This window comes from Acinetobacter sp. Marseille-Q1618 (assembly GCF_902809855.1).
Classification (GTDB): Bacteria; Pseudomonadota; Gammaproteobacteria; order Pseudomonadales; family Moraxellaceae; genus Acinetobacter.
On sequence record NZ_CADDWJ010000004.1, the window covers coordinates 1 to 20633 of the forward strand.

General features: G+C 34.6%; 18 protein-coding genes and 1 pseudogene. 16 read left to right on the forward strand and 3 right to left on the reverse strand.

Annotation, left to right across the window (positions count from 1 at the left end; all coding sequences use genetic code 11):
• The 12 genes and pseudogenes from HUS24_RS16955 to HUS24_RS15470 form a co-directional block, all read left to right on the forward strand.
• Positions 1–197: pseudogene (locus HUS24_RS16955) on the forward strand (hypothetical protein); the annotation flags it as partial.
• Between the two features lie 229 nt (positions 198–426).
• Positions 427–717 carry a hypothetical protein gene (locus HUS24_RS15420; RefSeq protein WP_173912855.1) on the forward strand — a complete coding sequence of 97 codons (291 nt, stop codon included), beginning with the start codon at positions 427–429 and terminating at the stop codon, positions 715–717.
• A gap of 18 nt (positions 718–735) precedes the next feature.
• The gene (locus HUS24_RS15425; protein ID WP_173912856.1) at positions 736–1440 is read left to right on the forward strand and encodes a DotI/IcmL family type IV secretion protein; all 705 of its coding nucleotides are present in this window, start codon (positions 736–738) and stop codon (positions 1438–1440) included.
• A 15-nt stretch (positions 1441–1455) separates the two neighbouring features.
• A complete protein-coding gene (locus tag HUS24_RS15430; RefSeq protein WP_254433880.1) occupies positions 1456–2595 on the forward strand; it encodes a DotH/IcmK family type IV secretion protein in 1140 nt (379 codons plus the stop codon).
• Positions 2596–2607: 12 nt separating this feature from the next.
• A complete protein-coding gene (locus HUS24_RS15435; RefSeq protein ID WP_173912857.1) occupies positions 2608–4176 on the forward strand; it encodes a DotG/IcmE/VirB10 family protein in 1569 nt (522 codons plus the stop codon).
• A gap of 20 nt (positions 4177–4196) precedes the next feature.
• Positions 4197–5060: a hypothetical protein gene (locus HUS24_RS15440; RefSeq protein ID WP_173912858.1), complete on the forward strand. Its 864-nt coding sequence runs from the start codon at positions 4197–4199 to the stop codon at positions 5058–5060.
• Between the two features lie 14 nt (positions 5061–5074).
• On the forward strand, positions 5075–5653 hold the full coding sequence (locus tag HUS24_RS15445; RefSeq protein WP_173912859.1) for a type VI secretion protein: 579 nt from the start codon (positions 5075–5077) through the stop codon (positions 5651–5653).
• Positions 5654–5736: 83 nt separating this feature from the next.
• Complete coding sequence (locus HUS24_RS15450; RefSeq protein WP_173912860.1) at positions 5737–6135, forward strand: hypothetical protein; 399 nt, start codon at positions 5737–5739, stop codon at positions 6133–6135.
• Positions 6136–6202: 67 nt separating this feature from the next.
• Positions 6203–6952, forward strand: coding sequence for an HNH endonuclease signature motif containing protein (locus HUS24_RS15455; RefSeq protein WP_173912861.1), 750 nt, complete (start codon positions 6203–6205; stop codon positions 6950–6952).
• Between the two features lie 8 nt (positions 6953–6960).
• The gene (locus tag HUS24_RS15460) at positions 6961–7995 is read left to right on the forward strand and encodes a hypothetical protein (RefSeq protein WP_173912862.1); all 1035 of its coding nucleotides are present in this window, start codon (positions 6961–6963) and stop codon (positions 7993–7995) included.
• 28 nt (positions 7996–8023) lie between these two features.
• A complete protein-coding gene (locus tag HUS24_RS15465; RefSeq protein ID WP_173912863.1) occupies positions 8024–11281 on the forward strand; it encodes an ATP-binding protein in 3258 nt (1085 codons plus the stop codon).
• Positions 11282–11343: 62 nt separating this feature from the next.
• Positions 11344–14082 (forward strand): hypothetical protein, encoded by a 2739-nt coding sequence (locus HUS24_RS15470; protein ID WP_173912864.1) that lies wholly within the window; start codon positions 11344–11346, stop codon positions 14080–14082.
• Positions 14083–14145: 63 nt separating this feature from the next.
• Here the strand turns inward: HUS24_RS15470 and HUS24_RS15475 are convergent, their stop codons facing one another.
• Both HUS24_RS15475 and HUS24_RS15480 read right to left on the reverse strand, forming a co-directional pair.
• On the reverse strand, positions 14146–14394 hold the full coding sequence (locus HUS24_RS15475) for a hypothetical protein (RefSeq protein ID WP_173912865.1): 249 nt from the start codon (positions 14392–14394) through the stop codon (positions 14146–14148).
• Between the two features lie 117 nt (positions 14395–14511).
• Positions 14512–15129, reverse strand: coding sequence for a hypothetical protein (locus HUS24_RS15480; protein ID WP_173912866.1), 618 nt, complete (start codon positions 15127–15129; stop codon positions 14512–14514).
• Between the two features lie 427 nt (positions 15130–15556).
• Between HUS24_RS15480 and HUS24_RS15485 the strand changes: the two genes are divergently transcribed.
• Complete coding sequence (locus HUS24_RS15485) at positions 15557–16270, forward strand: hypothetical protein (protein ID WP_173912867.1); 714 nt, start codon at positions 15557–15559, stop codon at positions 16268–16270.
• A gap of 287 nt (positions 16271–16557) precedes the next feature.
• Here HUS24_RS15485 and HUS24_RS15490 read toward each other — a convergent pair whose 3' ends face one another.
• Complete coding sequence (locus HUS24_RS15490; protein ID WP_173912868.1) at positions 16558–17298, reverse strand: SDR family NAD(P)-dependent oxidoreductase; 741 nt, start codon at positions 17296–17298, stop codon at positions 16558–16560.
• 177 nt (positions 17299–17475) lie between these two features.
• On the opposite strand from HUS24_RS15490, the gene HUS24_RS15495 reads away from it, so the two are divergent.
• The 3 genes from HUS24_RS15495 (at position 17476) to HUS24_RS15505 (ending at position 20587) form a co-directional block, all read left to right on the forward strand.
• Positions 17476–18285: an IclR family transcriptional regulator C-terminal domain-containing protein gene (locus HUS24_RS15495; RefSeq protein WP_173912869.1), complete on the forward strand. Its 810-nt coding sequence runs from the start codon at positions 17476–17478 to the stop codon at positions 18283–18285.
• 216 nt (positions 18286–18501) lie between these two features.
• Complete coding sequence (locus HUS24_RS15500; protein ID WP_173912870.1) at positions 18502–20259, forward strand: FAD-dependent oxidoreductase; 1758 nt, start codon at positions 18502–18504, stop codon at positions 20257–20259.
• Entirely contained in the window at positions 20249–20587 is a 339-nt protein-coding gene (locus HUS24_RS15505; protein ID WP_173912871.1) for an NIPSNAP family protein, read from the forward strand. Before HUS24_RS15500 ends, HUS24_RS15505 begins: the two co-directional genes overlap by 11 nt.
• Positions 20588–20633 lie beyond the last annotated feature (46 nt).

Consider the following 20633-nt stretch of genomic DNA (forward strand, 5'->3'; position numbering starts at 1 on the left):
CAGGTTTACAAGCAATGAGTCTGCCTAAAGAGAACACCTTTGCCTTCCAGGATAAAATGCTTAATTTCTATAAGACCAATGATGCTTCTTCAATTATGGAGTTTATGGTGAATTGTTACCCTGAAATTAACCAAATACGGAAAACTGCTGTAAGTTATGAAAAAAACAATTATGTAGATGCATCAAGATCGTTCTAATTAACCATTAATTTAATGGTCTAATGAGATTTTGTGATCTCACCCCCTCTTAAAAGAGGGGAGGATGTCAGCTCATTGGATAAATACTTGGAAAACGAAAAAAAGTTAACAATTTAAAAAAAAGATATTGCGAATTTTTAAAAATACTAAGACAATATACACGTATAGCTACTGTCACTTGATGTGCAGTATTAACTAAAGCTCAGTCTTAATGACGAGAAGATAAAAGATGAAAGATACAGAAGAAAAAAACTTGAGTCGGAAGTTTGTAGATATTTACAGTACGTGGGGCAATCCACACAATCCGTACAATGTAGATAACCAAACATTAGTTTTCTATCGAAAAATTCTTGATAACGTTCTTAAAGTCATCCTTGTCATTATTGTCGTACTAGCATTAGTTGTTTTTGGTATGTGTATCTATATGGCTATTAATCCTGATTTCAATGTATTTGTCTTCGATGACGGATCTTCTGCACCATGTATATATGAACCTTTAACTGGAAAGTTTAGACAATAAATAATAGGGCTTTAGATAATGTCGCAAAAGAAATCAGATCAAAACCCGAATCAAGCTCAACAACAAACACGTTATATCAATAGTGGACTTGTTGAAGTCAGTCGAAACAATGCTGAATTAAGAAATGTCATTAACAAACAACGTATGTGGATTGGGGGTGGTTTACTTGTCATTATATTTTTGATTGTAGCTATCATTATTTTAAGTGGTATTTTAGCTAAAATGCCGAAAACTGAAGCATTTCAAACGATTGATAATAGCGTGATTTGTAAGTTAAATCCCAATGAAAATCCAACCTTTACAGATACAAATATTGCTGAATTTGCTAAAGAAGCTGTCCTTAATGCTTATGCTATTGATTATCAAAATGCGGATAACTCTACAACCGATGTTTTGCGTAGATATTTTACAGATCGAGGACGTTCAAGCTTCATCACCTCTTTAAATCAATCAGGTTTAATTGATCAAATTAAGCAAAATTATTTAGTACTTCGTACTTCTGCAGCTCGTACTCCAGAAGTTACGAATAATAAAGGAATCGACAATTTAGGCAATCGTTTCTGGATTGTTCAAGTGCCGATTCGCATGGAATATTTTAACGGTAAAAGTTCACCTGCTGACTCTAGAAATTATCTCGCTGAAATCCGTGTTGAAGTTACTCCACGTGACGTTTATAACCCGAAAGGTTTTGGTGTGAGCAGCATTATTCTTAGAACTAATTAATATAGGGTGGATGCCATGATGCAAAAACTTCGACTTCATACACTAGCTGTAATATGTTCTTCTGCCTTTTTAGGTTCAGCTTACGCAGCAGATCAACAACAACCGCAGCAGCCTCAACAGCAACCACAGCAGCCTCAACAGCAACCACAGCAGCAGCCTCAACAAGATCAATATGTTGGTCAGCCTCCACCCAACACCATTGATTTAGGTGGAATACAAACCTTTGGTAATTCGTTTCCACCTCCAATGAATGTCAATCGGACTAAAGATGATATTGTTGCCGAAGCAATTGGCATGGCATTAACACCAGAACAGGTTCGTAACTTAAAAAATTTGTTTTTACAACAAGAACGTGATGCTTCAACTCCATATTCATTTACTGCTAGACCGATTGTTCGTTCAATACCTGTAGATTTAAGTCCTGCTGCTCAGCCTCCAGTTCTTCGACTGTCTAAAGGAATGATGAGTAGTATTGTATTTTCAGACTTAAGTGGTAATGCATGGGAAATTGAAGACGTGGTTGTAGATGAAAATCTATTTTTTAAAACACCGCCTAAACAGCAAGTAGAGACGATTCAGACACAAGATCAAAATTATCAAAGTCCAAATGGGCAAAATAATCAGAATGGTCGAAATAACCAAAATACACCACAACAAATAACAACTGTGAAAGGAACTAATATCCTTTCATTGACGCCTTTGACTGCGACAGCGTATGGGAATGTCGTTGTAACACTCAAAGGGCTTTCCACACCTGTAATTTTTATTCTGTCTACAGGTCAAAATGAAGTTGATATGCGAATTGATGCACGTTTATCTGGTCGCAGCCCTACACCGTCAAATTCAGCACTTCGAGCGAATTTGAATAGCTTAGGCGGTGGGATCATGGGCAATATTGATATTCAAACTTTATCATTTTTAGACGGAACACCGCCACCAGAAGCAGAACGAGTTCGATCAACGGATCCTACAGTTGAGGCTTGGATGTATAACGGTCAATACATTATTCGTACAAGAGATACTGTTTTATATCCAAGCTACAAAACAACGGCACGTTCAAGTTCGGGGACAGGAATATTTATTTATCCAGATCCGATCAATCAAATCACTGTTAGTCGAAATAACGGTACTGCTACCGTTTATTTCAATAACTAATCAAGGTGCATTATGACTCAAAATAATCAAAATGCTCAGTCAGATGTACCTAATTCTAGTTTAGGTCAAGATGCAACTGACACTGTACAAGATACAGACGCGAATCAAAACCAGGATATTCATAATCCTTTATCTGGAGGCGAGGATTATAGTGATGTAACTCGTAATAATGCAGATACTCGGGTCAAACAAGGCATACTCGATAAGTTTAAATATCAGTGGAATGAAAATGGTATTTTCAGAATTGGTATAATTATCGTTTCAGCAATAACCTTGTTAATTTTATTTGGTATATTCAAATTGTTCTTTGGTGGTAATGATGCACCTGAACAAGTTGGTAATATAAAGATGGATACGCCTGAAACTTCAGCTAAGCAAGCAGAAGAAGTAACACCAGAACAATATCAATACATACGTCAACAAGAAGCTATTTTGGCACAAGAGGCTCAAGCCAGAGGTGAAAGTTTTACACCACGTAATTTAGTCATTCGCCAAAGTGATGCACAAGGTCAAGCTGTTTTGCCTTCAACGACAAATGCTGCTACTGGACTGACTCAAGATCAAGTTAATGCTGCATTGTTCAATAATACAGCTAATTTGGTTAACAATAATCAACCACAAAGTTATACGCCAAATGCTGAAGCGAACTCGAATGTACAACAACCGCAATATATCCCTGTAGATAATACGCCTGATTATGCAGCACCGATAGCCAACCAATATGTGCAAAATAATAACGATTTTGCAGGGTGGTATGAGCAAGAGTCACAACGTCAAAAGACTGAAAATGAACAAGCTCAAACAACATTGTATGGCTTTGTTGATAAGCAAATACAACGTCTGAATGGAGCTGAAAAGAAGAATTCTGAAAAGAATGGTTTTACATTGACTAGCTATGCTCCACCTGCCAATTCCACAAACGGTCAATACTCAGGGAATGGACAAAATACCGACTATGGAAATTCGGCAGTCCTTATGAATAATAACAATGGTCAATATTCTGGAAACGGACAAAATACTGCCAATGGTCAAGGGGAAATTTTAGTCGCAGCAGGAACCCGATTAACGGCTCGTTTACTTAATGAAGTCAACACGGATGAGGGTGATCAAGTATTTGCTCAAATCACTTCTGGAAAATTCAAAGGTCGTAAAGTCATCGGGAACGTGCGTAAAACACAAGACAATATTCAATTTAATTTTAGACGAGTTCTATCCGATGGTAAAAATCTAGAATTTGCGATGGATGGTGTAGGTCAAACGCTTCAAGGATCGTTTGGGATGGCTACAAAAATTGATCGTCACATTATCAAAAATTCAACTGCAATGATTGCTTCTTCTGCTGCTAAAGGTTATGGAAAAGCGTATGAAAACAGTATAGGTAGCACTACATATACCAATAATTCAACGATAGTTAATCAAGAAGATCCATCAAATAAGCGAATTGCAGGAAATATTGTGGGTCAACTGGGTAATGATTTTGGTCAAAAAATTGAAACTATTTATGGAAATAAACCGACTACTTATAGAACACCTGTGGGTACGGTTTTCTACATATTTATCAACCAAGACATTAGACAATAACAAAATTTGGAGTATTCAAAATGGCTGACAATCAAGATATCCAGTTCGATGAAGAAGTTTATGAAGGTGAAAATAATGCTCCTGAAAAATCTTCTAAAGATAAATATATTATTATTGGTGCGATTGTTGTAGCACTCATAGTATGTGTTGTGATGTTTATGGCAAAACGTTCAAAGAATAAACCTGCTGATACAGAGGTTGTCGTGGAACAAGTTGCTCAACAACCAGTTCAACCAGTTCAACCTTATACAGATCCGAACCAATTACAGACGTTACAGCAACCACTTCAACCTACCCAAATGATTGATGTACCGACAAACATGCCGAAATCGACTGATCCAGTGTCAGGCAAAATTACAATCAAAGATTCAACAGGTCGTGATGTGGATCCGTACACTTACGAAGGTCAACAAGTCATTGTTCAACATAATGCAGCAAATGGCTTACAACCGATCTATGTACCGAATACTCCTGCACCTGTGAACCCTAATTCACCAGTTGGTCAGGCTCAATTAGCACAACAAGCGACAAACAATCAACTGAATCAAGTAGAAGCTGAAAATTCACGTTTGAAGGCACAAATTAATAGTTTACGTGATGTAGCTCAGCGTCAGCACATCACCATTGGTCAGTTGCAAACATTAATTAAGAATACACGTGCAAATCAAGGATCAAATATTGTCACGCTACGCTCTACTAAATCAGGTGTAAGTGTTAATAAGGCACTTCCTCAAGGTTATGAAGTCGTGGCAACTGTAGGTAATCGTGTTTGGCTCAGTGATGGTCGTGATACAACCTCATACGCAATAGGTCAAAAATTACCAACGGGCTACAGCGTACTTGATGTGAATGAAACTGCGGGCGAAGTTTCATTTAGCAAGTAAATTAGGGGTATGGCATGGATTTTATTCAAGTTCTACAAAATTCTGGCACTTTGATTGTAGCATCAATCACTATTGCTCGATATCTGTGCGTAGTTTTGGGATTTATTGTATTTGTTCGAGCGATCTTGGACATGATTGCTGTAAGTGATCCAGTCAATGCCACTCGTTTTATGACAACAGTGAGACGACCTTCGGCTTCTGGTGTGGTTGTGAAGTTGATTATTGCCATGTTGCTTGTGCAACTTGGTTTAAATTTGCAACTGGTCGATGTTATGGGCAGTTTACTGAATGATACTCGCCCAAATGCTGTGACTTATTATGATTATTCACAGACTGTAGGTAATTCTTATACAGCAGAATTATCACTCACAATTTTAGTCGTCATTGGTATATGTCAGTTAGTGGGCATCATGGCAATGATTAAAGGATTATTAATCTGGAGAGACAATAGTGACGGTATAGGTAAATCATCTAATGCTCAGGGCTTTGTCTATATTCTAGGAGGAATGCTTTCATACAAAATAGAAGATGTACATGCGTTAGTAGCAACTATTTTTGGGCTTGATTTTTTCAAAATTATCGGTCTGAGCTAAAACATCAGTTGGTTGACCACTGATTCAATTAAACCACTGTTTTACTGAGTAAAACAATATAAATTAAACTAAGAGGCAAGATCATGAAATTAAACACATTAAAAGATGTAATTTCAGAAAAATATATGAAAGCAGGTGCTTTCGCTACAACCACTGTAATGAGTGTTCAGTCTTTTGCTGACACAGATAATATTCTAGGTGAGAGCAAGCGTGGTGCATCAAAAGCAGGTGATTCGATCGGTGACATTAAAGATCGAGGTGTGAGTGGAATGAATACATTCATGGAAGTGATGCAGTATGTTTGTATCGTTGCAGCATTTCTATTTTTTGTATTGGCAGTTTTAGATTTAACCAAGCTCAATAAGCAAGGTTCAGATGTTACACCAATGAAAATTTTAATCAAATTCATCGTTGCGGTTGTATTAGCAGGTGCAACTTACTTCTTCTGGTCTGCATCCAACTCAGCAGCAGGAAACGTGTAAAAGGAATAAGGTGTAAAGAGATCTGTCTCTTTACACCAGATATTTAGATTGGAATGGAGAAGATGCAATGAAAAATTTATATCTCGATTTAATTTCAGATGTAGAACAATACTTACATCCTCAAAATTCTGATCAATTGCTGTTTAAAGCATTTAATCATCGTTGTTATTTCTGTGATTTTCATGATGAAAAGTTTTTAGAAATTCATCACTTAGATGGTAATCACAGCAATAATAATGCTGAAAATTTAGTCCCTGCTTGTACTTTATGTCATCGAACCAAGCATTTAAGTTGGGTTTTAGCAGATAAAGCAGGATTTATGGGGATAAGCCATGATCTATCCCAAGTAAATCTTAATCATTTACAACGATTTATTTTAATTTTATCACAACATCCAGACCACAAAATTAGAATGTACTTTGAAAATAGCAAATTGACCACACTCATTCAAAATATTGCTGCTGCCTTTTCAAGACCGAATGTTGATGAAAGTAAAATCATTGAAAGTGTGGAAATAGATTTTCCAAATGCGACTCAAGATGCTAAGGAGCAAATCATCATTGATCGAAAAAATGCTGTTTATGTTCGTCAATCATTATCTTCAAATGATAGTCTTGAGCGAGTTGTGAATGCAATGAAATTGATCAAAGGCACTGGTCGTAGCTTTAATAAAGATTCATTTTTTCCTTTTGTTTTATTATTTAATGAGAATATTTTCAAAAAGGAACAAGTGGAATATTACTTATCTTTGGACGAATTTAATCCTGAACTTTGGACTAGATTGTACGAACATAAATTACTCAAAGAAATAGGGTAGGTGTCATTATGGAAGAACAATTAAGACCTTATCTTTTTAGATACGATTCTGAAGTTATAGACAATTTTGAACTCAATTTATTAAGAATGTTGAATCTAGCTAATCTGGATTATTTACCTAAAGACTTGCTCAATTCACCAACTCGCATAGATTTTGAAGATTATGAACTAGAAATTTCTGAGAATAGCTCCCCCCTGTTCTTAACTACATTCTCAAATAATGTAGTAGAAGCATTATCAAAAACTGCTTTGCCTTTTTTGGGAGATATTGAAAAACTAGATGATAAATATTTGAATCAAATGCATTCAATCCATAAATCTCAATTTTATGTCATTAAAATTAATCAGCAAGAGTTAAAGCCCAAGCAAAAGCGAAAATTGGCTTTTTTAGGTTTGAATACAGCTTTACCACTGATGTACGTGGGTGAAGAAATTGAAAAATTTAATCAATTAGAATTGCTATACGAAATTGTGTTTCATGTAGAGTGTTGGTCATTTAAATACAATTTTGAAAATAGTAAGCGGAATATTTTGTCTATATTTGATCGTGAATTCATGAAACAACAAAATAAACTTGCCAATACATTGTTGCATGAAAATTTAGGATTATTTTCTTACCTTTTTAATCAAAGTTTACGTGAGCAATTTTTAGAGCAAATTGAACACTTACCTGAATATGAAGCTGCAATCCATGAGGCGAATATTGTCTCTAAACACGGTGATTTATTTTTTTATATTGGATACAACGACCAGACCTTCAAAAATACATTTTTTGAGTTACTTGAACATAATTTACTGGCTACACCATCATCATTAAAGCAATATTTTGACTTAAATAGTGAATATCAAGCACTAGACATTAAGCATAAGTCGAACAATATCATGCCGTATATGTTGTTGTATTTTGCGGTTTTTAAACACGAAGCTTTAGATGATATCGCGCATTTATTTTATCAAAATAGCAAAGTAGATCATCAATCTATACTGCAAAAAATTTGTTCAAAATTTGAAGAAGTAGCCCACTATCCGCATTTAACACACTAATTAACTTAGCCTTTATTCAGGTGAAATTATGGCACAACAAGCTACAAAAGCAGATACTAGACGTACTGCAAAAACTACGAAAGCTAAAACTGTCAAAGTCAAAGATGATAGTCGAGTGGCATTAACTGGATTAGAACTTGCTTTAATTTATTTAGCTAAACTTTTTAAATCATCGGCAGAAGATTACTGTGAGATTGAGACGGTTGACGGTCAATATAATTTAGTGCTGCAAAATGGCGCACTGATGACATTGATACGCTATGACGGTATTCGCTCAACAATTGATTATAACAATACATTTTTAGGTGAAATTGATCGGTTGAACACCTATCTAAGTAATCCTTTTAAAACTACTGGTCATAAGATCATGTGGATGTTTAGACGAGATCTAGATGGAAATGCAGGGATTGATCGTATAGTTGATATTCAAAAGCAAACAGCAAAAACACTTGGTTTGAATCTAAACTCGTTCATTGATGAAATGAAAGAGATCTATGAACCTTATCTTTATGATGAGCAAAGCTTTATCGCATGTATCACACATCCAAATCTATTAGATTCTGCTGAGATTAAAAATGATCAGCAAAGATTGAGTGAACTTGCTGAACGTTACAATGTGGGAACCATGAAAGATGCACAAAACCTTTTACATGGCTTACCCTCTTTAAAAGCTATTCATGACACCTTTGTTCAAGGCATTTTAAATGAATTGCAACATACGGATTTTAATGGGGTCGTTGAAAAACTCGATGTGAGTGGAGCAATTACATCTATTGGTAGAATGATGAATCCTCGCTATTTTGATCCAAACTATAAAGCATTCATTCCTAACTCGAATATGCCAATACCGCTACGTTGGAAAAAAAGAGCGAGTAAAAATGATTATTCAGAAGTGTTGTATCCTAAAATTTCTGATCAACTCATGATACAGACCATTACACCACTAGGCTCTAAAGATAAAGCAGGGGATATCACTGTTCCAAAAGGTTCAGTAGAAGTCGGTGACTTGGTATATACGCCTATACCGTTATCAACACCTCCGTCACCAAGTTTTTCAGGTATGAGTTCAGTCATGCCAACATTTATCAATTTTTTTGATCGTATGAATCAACAGACGACAGAATTATCGGACGGTTCGATTCGTGCTATTCCGTATGCGGTATCATTCATGTTGACAGGAGATGGAATGTCAACGATCGGTTTAAAGCGGTCATTAGCATCTTTGGTCGGTTGGCAAGGCGCAGCAAACGCACAATTAAAATCGGCAGGGGACGCACTAAATCATTACAAGGAGCAAGGCGGTACAGTATGCGGATTACAAATTTCAGTAATGACTTGGGATGAAAAAAATGAAAAAGGTTTAGAGCGTTTACAAATCCGAAAAGCAAAACTTTGGCGAGCAATTCAGAATTGGGGATATGCCGTTCCGATCGAAAGAACAGGTGATTTGGTACAAGCTTATACCACACATTTTCCTTTAGCATATAAGCATTATGCCCCGATTGCAGCAGCACCTTTGCCTGATGCGCTTCACTTACTACCTCTAGACCGACCTGCATCACCGTTTAAGAAAGGTACGATGGTGCAACGAACACCTTGCGGTAAGTTGATGAAGCTAGAGCACTTCTCGGATGAACTCGCTTATAACTATACGATCATTTGTGGTGGTATGGGTTCGGGTAAATCGATGCAGATGAATAATGAATTATTTGAAGCAGGACTTGCAGCAGGTTTAGATCGTCTTCCGTATATTTTTATTACCGATGTTGGATTAACCTCATCGGGTTTGGTATATGGTTTTCAAAATGCTTTAGATCCATCACGTAAACATTTATGTGTATACAAACGGCTATCTAAATCTACAAAAGATGCGATTAATCCACTAGAAACCGCCGTTGGATTTCAATTCCCAATTTCCAATGAATTTGATCAAATGCGATCATTTTTAGTAACTTTGGTGACAGCGCAAGAGCTTGATCGTCCTGAACCAGAAATGTCAAACGTAATCACCAATATTTTAAAAGAAACATTTATTTTTTATTCAACAGACAATGATCAATCTCAACCGAAATTGTATCAACGAGGTCAAAGCGGTGAACTCGATCACTTATTGTATGAGCTTAAAATTACAGTTGATCCATCTAAAAAGTTAAGACTCCACGATTTAGCTTTGCTATGCCATGAATCGGCAGAAGAAATTACAGATCTAACAGCAGCTAATTTAGTACGTCAAAATAAATTATATCGTGCAAGAAACTTGGCACATCGATATGCAATGCCAATTTTGCCTGACTGTATCAGTATTGCTAAATCTGACACTTTGAAGAGATTGTATGGCAATTATAATATGCCAAATGGTGAAAATATTCTGGATGCGGTAACACGTGCGTTATCACAAGTTGCAATTGATTATCCGAACTTTAATACCTATACAGAGTTTGATATTGCTGATGCACGTATAGCATCAATCGACTTGCAAGACGTGATTAAGAAGAATAATGCAAAAAACAACTCATTATTCTTTCAAATTGTGCGTATGTTTTATAAGAAACGTATCGCTTATTCAGAAGAAGATCTGGTACGTGGTGAAATTCCATTGGCTTATTTAGATTACTATGCTCGTTTAGTTACTGAACTAAAAGTTGATAAAAAATACATGGTTTTTGATGAAATGCATAACATCAAATCCGATAAAGTGATGGTGGATGAATTAGAACGAGATTCACGTGAAGCCCGAAAATGGGGAATTGCATTCTATCTTAGTTCACAATATATCAGCGACTTTGGCATTTTGACCAAAGCGGCTAGACGTTTTGTGGTGTGTTCAGCAGGAAGTACCGATGAGCGTGCAGATATAATCAATGCCTTGAAACTCACCGATGCACAAGTGCAACGCTTAACTTCAATTGTAGGTTTAAGACCAACAGGAATGACCTATCTTTCTAAGACAATTAACAAAGAGAATAAGGAATTTGTTCAATTCTTAACGTCTATGGTTGGTTCAAAACGCATGTGGCTATTGTCTACTGATCCAGACGATCAAGCAATCCGCAGTTTACTGAGAAAGCGTTATGATCTTGATACAGTAATTAATATGCTCTCTACAATTCATCCTCGTGGGGTTAAATCTGTTATCCAGACTTTAAAAGAAGAACGTGCTTTACAACTAGCTTCTTCATCTATGAGCTTAGACCAACAAGCGGAAGCTGTGGACTCAGTTTACGATGAGGTTGCAGAAGATGTAGTCAATACTTATAACTATATTTCGGCACAAAGAGCGAGTTAAATCCTTAGTAGAGCTTTCATAAATGAAAGTTCTACTTTTTTTCTATAAGGACTAAAATAAAAATGGTTTCACCAAAACATAGAGGTACTGTAGATCAGTTTGAAACAAAGGATATGCGTGTAGATACGCGTGATATCTTTCAAAAAATGCATGATGCATTAAGAAAGTCATCAGGATCTCAAAACTTTGCTTTAACAGTAACGATTATTACTATTTTTTGTGTGATCTATCCATTTTTCTTCTTTATCTTAATACCTATCGTACTTCTAATTACTCGGTTTTATTTGATTCCGCAAAAGCGTTTTCACAATATGCCTTATCGGGTACCAAAACATGCAAATTTGCCCGATGGTTCATTTGATGCTCTTGGTCGAAATGTCTCTTTAGCAAAGAATCCTGAAAAAACGTATGGTGAAGGTACTTACTACTACGGTATAGATCGAAATAGTTATCAGCAAGTTTGGAAGACAGACAGTGATGAGCGAGTTCACGATTTATTAATCGGTACGACAGGTGCTGGTAAAACCGAAGCAATCAAAATGGTATTAACTAATCCATTGTTACAGAACAGTGGATTTATTATGTCAGATGCCAAAGGTACAACTGAATTGGTTGCTGAATTGATGTATCTAACTACTCGATTTATGCGTCAAGATGATATTCTGGTTACAAACTTTATTACTGCAGGGCGTGATTTATTAGAAAAACAAGAAGATAAACTCACTAACACATTTAATTTAATGGCATATACCAGTGCATCGATGCTAGGTGAACAATTGGTCTATCTCTTAGATGATTCTGGAAGTGGTGGGGGTGACATGTGGAAAGGTCGTACTATCAACTATCTTTCTGCATTAACTACAATATTATGTTTTTTACGTGATCGGGGTTTAATATTATTAGAACCGAAAACTTATGTGGAATATCAAGAACTTTCGCCCCTGATCCGTATCGCATACGGGGAAGATTACCATGAAAACTATAAACGATTTGGCGAAAAATATAATACGGCTGTCAGTCCCTTACGTGCATATTTAGGCTCATTAGCAGCTTTTGATGCGAATAAATTATATAAGCAGCATGAGAAAACGAATGAACAACACGGCTATGTGATCATGAGTTTTTCTCGTGCCATTGGTGAACTCTCGTTTAATTTTGGTCATATTTATGGGGATCGTGCATCCGAAATTGATATGTTCGATGTGGTATTAAATAGACGTTGTTTATTGATCGTTTTGCCTTCGCTTCAAAATTCACCCGATAAAATTAAGATGTTAGGTAAATTATGTGTCGGTTCCCTTAAGCAAATGATGGCAGGGGCTTTAGGTAATCGGATCGATGGGGTCGTACGTTCAGTCATTGAATCTAAAGTCACAGCATCTAAAACTTGTTATAAAGTAGTACTCGATGAGGTAGGTTATCAGATTGTCGCAGGTTTATCCGTGATTCCAGCCCAAGCACGTGGATTGTCATTTAGTATGACTTTTTCGGCTCAGGATATATCCGATATTTTACGTGCAGATGAGAAAGAAGGTGAAGCAATCATTGCGAATACTGGTTCAAAAACGATTGGACGTATAAACTCAGGCGAACAAGGGCAAACATTCACCAAGATCAAAGGGATTGTGAGTACTGCAAATCAAGCCACTGCACAAGGATTTAATACCAAGCAAGGTGATTTGATGGGAGCAAGCTATCAAAGAGCTATTAATGTATCAGTAGAGAAAAGAGATAAGATCACTTATGAAGATCTAGCTACACAACAGGATGGTCAGTTTACGCATATTGTAGCGAAAAAATTAGATGGTGGACGTTCAGGTATAATCTCTACGATTCAACTCCAGACCATGTTTGTCCAACCACCCAAGCTTAAAAAAATCAGATTAAATGATTTTATATCAATAGAAAGAGATGTTAACTTTTTTGACAGTGTGGAATATGATTCAAATATTGAAAAATTAGCAAATGATATTGCGGAAAACCAAGTTAGACATAGTAATCCAGATTATGAAAAAACTTCAATAATAGGCTCTGGTTCAAGTGTTCATACTGAGATGGAAGATATCTGTTTGATGATTAAACAAAATGAAGGGGATGTAAAATCGAGTTTTTACGCTGTTATGCGAACTATTCAAAATATTATTAATGATCAAAAAGTTAATCAATTTGGGGAAGCTGGTTATGAAGTAATTGATTTGGATGATATAAGTGAAGAAGTAATAAATCATTTAGATGATTTATATGAGGATGTTAAGATCAAACAACAACAACTAGATTTAGTGTTAGAAGAACATGATAAAAAGGAAAAAGAAAAATTAATTAAGCAGAATCCAACCGCTATTTTAGATTCTATTGCTCAATCTTCTGCGAGTTTAGATCCAGATCAGATACAAACAGTTAGCGAGATTAAAGAATATATCTCGAATCAAAATTTCATTAATCATGAACAAGTTTATTCAAATGAGTTTGTAATTAAAGTACAAAAGCATTTATCAAATCGGCATATTAATATATCACCAGTTACTATACCTACTTTGTCTAAATTAAAAGAATTAGATGATCTTGCTTTTGAAGTTCAAAAGCAGCAAATGCAATATGTTGAAAATTCAAATGCGGAGGAACTGGATGCTGATATAAGAAATCGTCACCAATTTATTGAGAATTTTATATATTGTAGAGATATAGTTATAAATAATCAAAATCAGTTTATTGATCAAGAGGATAAAGAGATTATGAAGTCTATAGAAACGATAATACCAATGGTTTATGATCAGATAACGAAAAAATTTAAAGATGAATAATACATTTCGGTCATAGTATGATGCTAAAAAACCTAGCTTTTATGCTAGGTTTTTTATTAATAATTAATTTGCTATTTGACAATATCTTAATTGTGCCAATTCATACTTTAATCTAGATAGATTAGTTTCAGCTATTCTTCGTTTTTGTGGATTTGTTGCTTGTATAAGCTTAATTTGCCAATTTAAAATTTCTTGGTTTAAGAACTCGACTTCTGCTTTGCAATTGTATTCTATATTACCATCGGCTTGTGCTGTTGAGATAAAAGTAGTTGCTAACAACGTTAAAAGCGTACCTAACACGATTTTTTTCATTTTATACCTTTTTAAATAAAATAATTGAAATGTGATTATCAAAATTCACTACACAATTATACTTCATTATTAAAACTAATTTATATAGCATAAGCCATTTTAAAAAAGATATTATTATTAGTAATCACAGTCTGCTTCTGACTTTACAAAAAGGTCTTTATTGGTGTTAATCTTTAATTTTTCTATTTCAATAGCGTGATCAGGTCGAACATTGATTACACAGTTAATCCATTCATCTTGATAATCTAAAAAAGTTTCCAAGTTCATATTTTTACCTTTAGCATTTAACTTTTGGGCAATTGCATAGCATTTATCACCATATTCTTTGGTTAACAATATTTTTGGATTTTCAAAGGACTTTGCTTGATACATATTTAATTGATGTTCTTGTTTTAGTTGAGTTAGTGCAATTTTTTTCAATTGTTGATATTTAGGTATTTTAGGAATATCTAGATTTTGAAACTTTCTTAGTGAATCTTGATATCCTAGATTCAATTTATTGATCTCATTAGGGGATGGGGGAGTTCTTATATTATCTTTATCAATTTTAAGTCCATAGACAGACTGTGATAAAAATATTGTATCATCTAACTGTTTTTTAGTGAATTTTTTATTATCATACTTGTTGTTTACTTCGCATGTTCCATCGTCATATTGATATGTAACTAATTCAGCATAAGTAGTATTTGTGATTAAAAATACACTTAATAAGACTGTTGTTTTTAGATGATTCATAGAATTCTCTATTTTTATATATTGAGCTGTTATCTTGTTTATAAACTTTATATTTTCAATCTTTTATAAATAATTTAACTGAACTTTTACAAAGGATACTTATTTTTGGGTGATGTTTCAAAAAGTATGCTGAGAAAGAACAGACTAGACTTGATAAAATAGAGAAATATGAATAATTGTACTTTTTACCTTATTATTTTTAGGGAAGATTACCTAGTATGCTTCTAAAATTAATGATATTTTTTATGAGCAAGCAAAGCATGATAAATTTATAAGCAGTAGTTTTGATATATATTTTCAAATTATTGGAAGATTTTATATGGGAACAATTGACAACTCTTTAGACTTCAAAAACTTACCCTTATAAAAAATGAATCAAATTAGTTGCTTATAATTTAGTAAAATTATGGCAAAAAAGGTGTGAATTTTGTTAAATCCAAATCAAAAAAAAATTAAAAAAATCTTAATTCAAGCAGAAGAATATGAGTCATCATTAAGAAAAAAGGTGAATAAGAAAAACAATGGTGCTTATTATGGTGTAATGGCTTTATGCTTTAATCTTATCATTTTATCCTTATTTTCTATTGGATTAGGTCTTATATTCAAAAATCAATTCATATTATTTTCTGCATTTATACTTCTTTTATTAGCTGAAATATCACTACTACTGAGTACGGTAATAGATATGTTTAAATCTCGCAAAAGTATTTTTTTATTTTTTAAGCAACCTTCAAAAATCCTATTACAGAATTTAGAATTCAGCACAAGATCTAAAATTAAATTTTCACAAAAATTAATTAACTTTGAACTTAAGGATTTAGAGTTTACAAAAAGAGAAATAACGTCAGAGAAAGATCATTTTGATAAAAGGACTTCAATCATAACTGGAACCATTGATAAAATCGGAATTTTTCCTACTATTTTAGCTACAATTCTCCTTATTATCACACAGATGAGTAACACAAACGTCCAAAAAATTTTAAATCTAAATCCTAATTTTAAGTTCTATTTTTTTGCTGTAATATTTATAGTTTTTTTCTTTCAAATATTTTCCGTAATAAATTTTTTTACATCATTAAAATTATCTAAAATGATCGATACACTTGAGTATGTAATTGAGCTCAAAAAGGAAAAGGAATAGCATAACTTTCAAAATTGTAATTAATAACTAAGAAATCAGCGTCTATTCCATAAAAATATTTTTTATTTTTAAATGTTATATTATGAAAATATTCTATAACTAATGAACCGTACCGAGTTTTTCAGAGACATTTTAAGTTAGGTCAGGTGGCTTAACTTAAATAAAAAGTCTCCGATAAACTCAGTACAGTTCAGTCTTCATCTAACATAAGTTAAAGACAAGAGGGAATAAGAATAGAAGAACCGAGTCAATGATTAAACTTGGTTCTATACTGAGAGAAATACAGCTTAAACCGCTGTATACCCACCATCAATAGTTATACATGCACCACTCATAAACTTCGCTTCATCAGATGCTAAAAATACGGCTAGATCAGCAACTTCATTTACTTCACCGAAACGATCTAAAGGAATTTTATCTGTAGGGCGAGTTTTCAACATTTCGGCTGTCATCGGTGTACGAATCGTTCCTGGACAAATCGCATTGATTTTGATCCCATATTTTCCATATTCCGCAGCAAGATGTTTAGTGTATCCAAGTACAGCATGTTTTGAAGCTGTATAAGAAGCACCACCCATTTTTGCAACAAGTCCCGCTATTGAGCCAATATTGATGATTGCTCCAGATTTCTGTTCAATCATATGTGGCAGAACTAAATTACTTAAATTAAAAATAGATTTCACATTAATATTAAAGACTAAATCCCAAAGATCTTCATTGGTATCTAAGCTATTGATATAATTATCGAAAATACCAGCGTTATTAAGTAGTACATCAATCTTTGAAAATTTTTCTAAAGTAAAATTGATTAAGTTTTCTAATTCAGATTTTTGTGAAACATCAACTTGAAATGCAAAAGCCTCATTGCCCATTTGCTGGATTTTATCTACAACCTGCTGCGCCAGTTCGATATTCAAATCAGCAATAATGAGTTTTGCACCTTGTTGAGCAAATGCTATTGCTTCGGCTTTACCCATGCCTGATGCTGCACCCGTCACAATACATACTTTGTCCTTGAGTCTAGACATTTTTCTTTCCTTGATTAAATAATAATTAGAAGCTAAATCGCCAAAAATATTGACATTGATTAAAAATCTAAATTTAAAATAGCCATTAAAAAATAATTTGAGTAGTTTACAAATGCAGTTTTGAACGTTATTCATATCAAGTGAACGATGATCGTGCAAAACAACAAGGAGGAAGATATGCGTGATGAATTAATAAAGGATGAATTATCAGGTGAAGAAATTAAATATGATGATTATATTGCAGGTTTGGCGAAAGGTTTAAGCATCTTAGAAGCTTTTAGTTCAGACCGACAACGTTTAAACGTGACACAAACAGCAGAACGTACGGGTTTTACCCGAACAGCTGCAAGACGTTATCTAAAAACATTGAAATTTCTTGGATATTTAGATACAGATGATTACTACTATTGGTTGACACATAAAGTTTTAAAATTTTCAGGTGCATATTTAAACACAGCACATTTACCAAGAGTTGCCCAACCTGTGCTGAATATTTTAGCGACTAAAACATCTTTGGTTTATTCTATTGTGGTTTTAGATAATCATGATTTGGTCCCTGTGGCTCGTAGTATTTCACCTCAGCTTGATGAGTTTCGTGTCAGTCCTTTTGGTATTCATCTGGGTAATAGGATACCAGCACATACTGCTTCTACAGGTAAAGTATTACTTTCACAGCGTACTATTGAAGAACAAAAACAATGGCTTGAGCATTATGAGTTACGCAGGTTTACTCATTATACCATTACCGATCAACAACATTTTTTAGAAGAATTGGAAAGAATTAGAGAACAAACTTATTGTATTTCTAGTGAAGAATATGAGCTTGGTGTGGTTGCAGTAGCGATCCCTATTATTACTCAAAAAGGTGAAATTGTCGCAGCTTTGAATGCGGTTGCACCAGTCAATAAAGTCAATGATTTTTATTTGGTGAACACGATAGTGCCAATGTTGAGGCAAGCTGCAAAGGAAATACGCGATATGATTTAGATGATTGTTATCTTTAATATTGCATAATTTGACCTATAAATTATTGTACGAATACTATTTAATCTGAACGATTATCGGACAATGATTGATTTTTACTCTTTGCGAATGACTTTTTCATCATTAATTTAAAAATAAAGGAAAAGTCATAACTTGATTGCAAGTGTTTATGAAAATAATGAAACACTTGCGAAGAGTCATTTGCATGGAGTGGTAAGTATGCATGATGCATTAGATCAACACATAGATTGCGATTTGATCGTCGTAGGTTCAGGTGCAGGAGGATTTTCTACTGCAATTACAGCGAAAAAACAAGGATTAAAAGTTGTTGTTTTAGAGAAAGATACCGTTTTTGGTGGAACAACTGCATTATCAGGTGGTGTACTTTGGATCCCAAATAATCCACACGCCAAACAAAATGGTATTCAAGACTCACGTCAAGCAGCTACCACGTATTTAAAACACGAAACTCAAGATTTTTATAATCCTCAAGCAGTCGATGCATTTTTAGACTATGGACCTAAAATGATTGATTTTTTTGAGAAAGAAACATCTGTTAAATTTATTCCAACTTTATATCCAGATTATCATCCAGATGCACCGGGTGGTGTTGAGGTTGGACGTTCAATTTTAGCTGCACCATTTGATATTCGTGGATTAGGCGAAAATATGAAATGCTTACGTCCACCGTTACATACCATCACATTTATAGGAATGATGTTTAACTCGTCCAATGCAGATTTAAAACATTTTTTTAATGCAACTAAATCTTTTACTTCATTTATGTATGTGGCTAAGCGTCTTGCGATTCATATAAAGGAATTGGCTTTTTATGGTCGTGGTACGAACGTTACCAGTGGTAATGCTTTGGCAGCACGTTTAGCTAAATCTGCTTTTGATCTAAATATTCCTATTTACACGTCAACAGCGGTACAAAAATTGCTTGAACAAGCAGGGAAAGTGGTGGGTGTCGAAGCATTAAAAGATGGCAAAGTATTGAAATTTAAAGCAAAGCATGGTGTTGTGTTAGCATGTGGTGGTTTTTCACATGATATCGCACGTTTAAAAACCATCTATACACATCTAAAATCAGGTGGTGAACATATTTCCCCAGTTCCAAAGACCAACACAGGTGATGGTTGCCGTATGGCAGAACAAATCGGTGGGGTGGTGGATATTCAATATCATAATGCAGCGGCATGGATGCCCGTTTCAAAAGTACCGATAGGCAATGACTATGGTGTGTTTCCGCATTTATTAGATCGTTATAAACCTGGCATCATTGGAGTATTAAAAAATGGCAAACGCTTTACAAACGAGTCGAACTCCTATCATGATGTTGGTGCTGATTTATTTCGGGCATGTGAAGAGATGTCTGAAACAGCAATGTGGTTGATTTGCGATCAAAAAACCATCAGTAAATACGGTCTGGGCTATGCAAAGCCAGCACCAATGCCATTATCAGGATTGATTAAAAATGGTTATTTGATTAAAGGAAATAGCCTAGAAGAATTAGCTAGAAATGCAGGTATTGATGCCCAAAATCTACAAACCACGATTTTTGAATATAATAAACATGCTGTAAATGGCGAAGATCCAGCATTTCAACGTGGTTCTACAGCGTTCAACCGCTATTTGGCAGATCCAGAAAATCAACCCAATCCATGTGTTGCACCCGTTTCAACTGGACCTTTTTATGCAGTGAAAGTATTTATGGGTGATCTAGGTACATTTGATGGGCTGCGAACAGCAGTCACTGGTGAAGTATTAACAGGGCAAAATCAAAAAATTGCAGGCTTATATGCTGTAGGAAATGACCGTGCCAGTATGATGGGTGGAAATTATCCAGGTGCTGGGATCACGCTTGGCCCAATTATGACATTTGGATATTTAACAGGGTTACATATTGCCGATTTAGCAAATGGTGGCAAAGGTTTAGCACAACCTTACCAAGAGGAGATTCAACATGTTTCATAAAGCAATTGTTGATCATCGAATTTATAGCATTACGCCACGCATGCTACCGAAATTTCTAGAATTATTTGATACGTTAGCGATGCCTGTGTTGAAAAAACATCTTGGGCAACCTTTGGGCTTCTATGTCACGTGTATAGGTTCGCTTAATCAAGTAGTGCATTTGTGGGGCTATGACAGTTTAGATGATTATGAAAAACGTAGTCTAGCTAGAGATACAGATCCTGATTTTCAGGTTTATTTAAAACAAACTGAAGGCTTAGTTCAGTCACAAACGAATCAACTGATCCGTCCAGTTTATTTAAAATCATTAAAAAAATTAGATATTTAAATTACATTTTATGAATAGGTTAAATTCATAAATCAACCAATCCCCG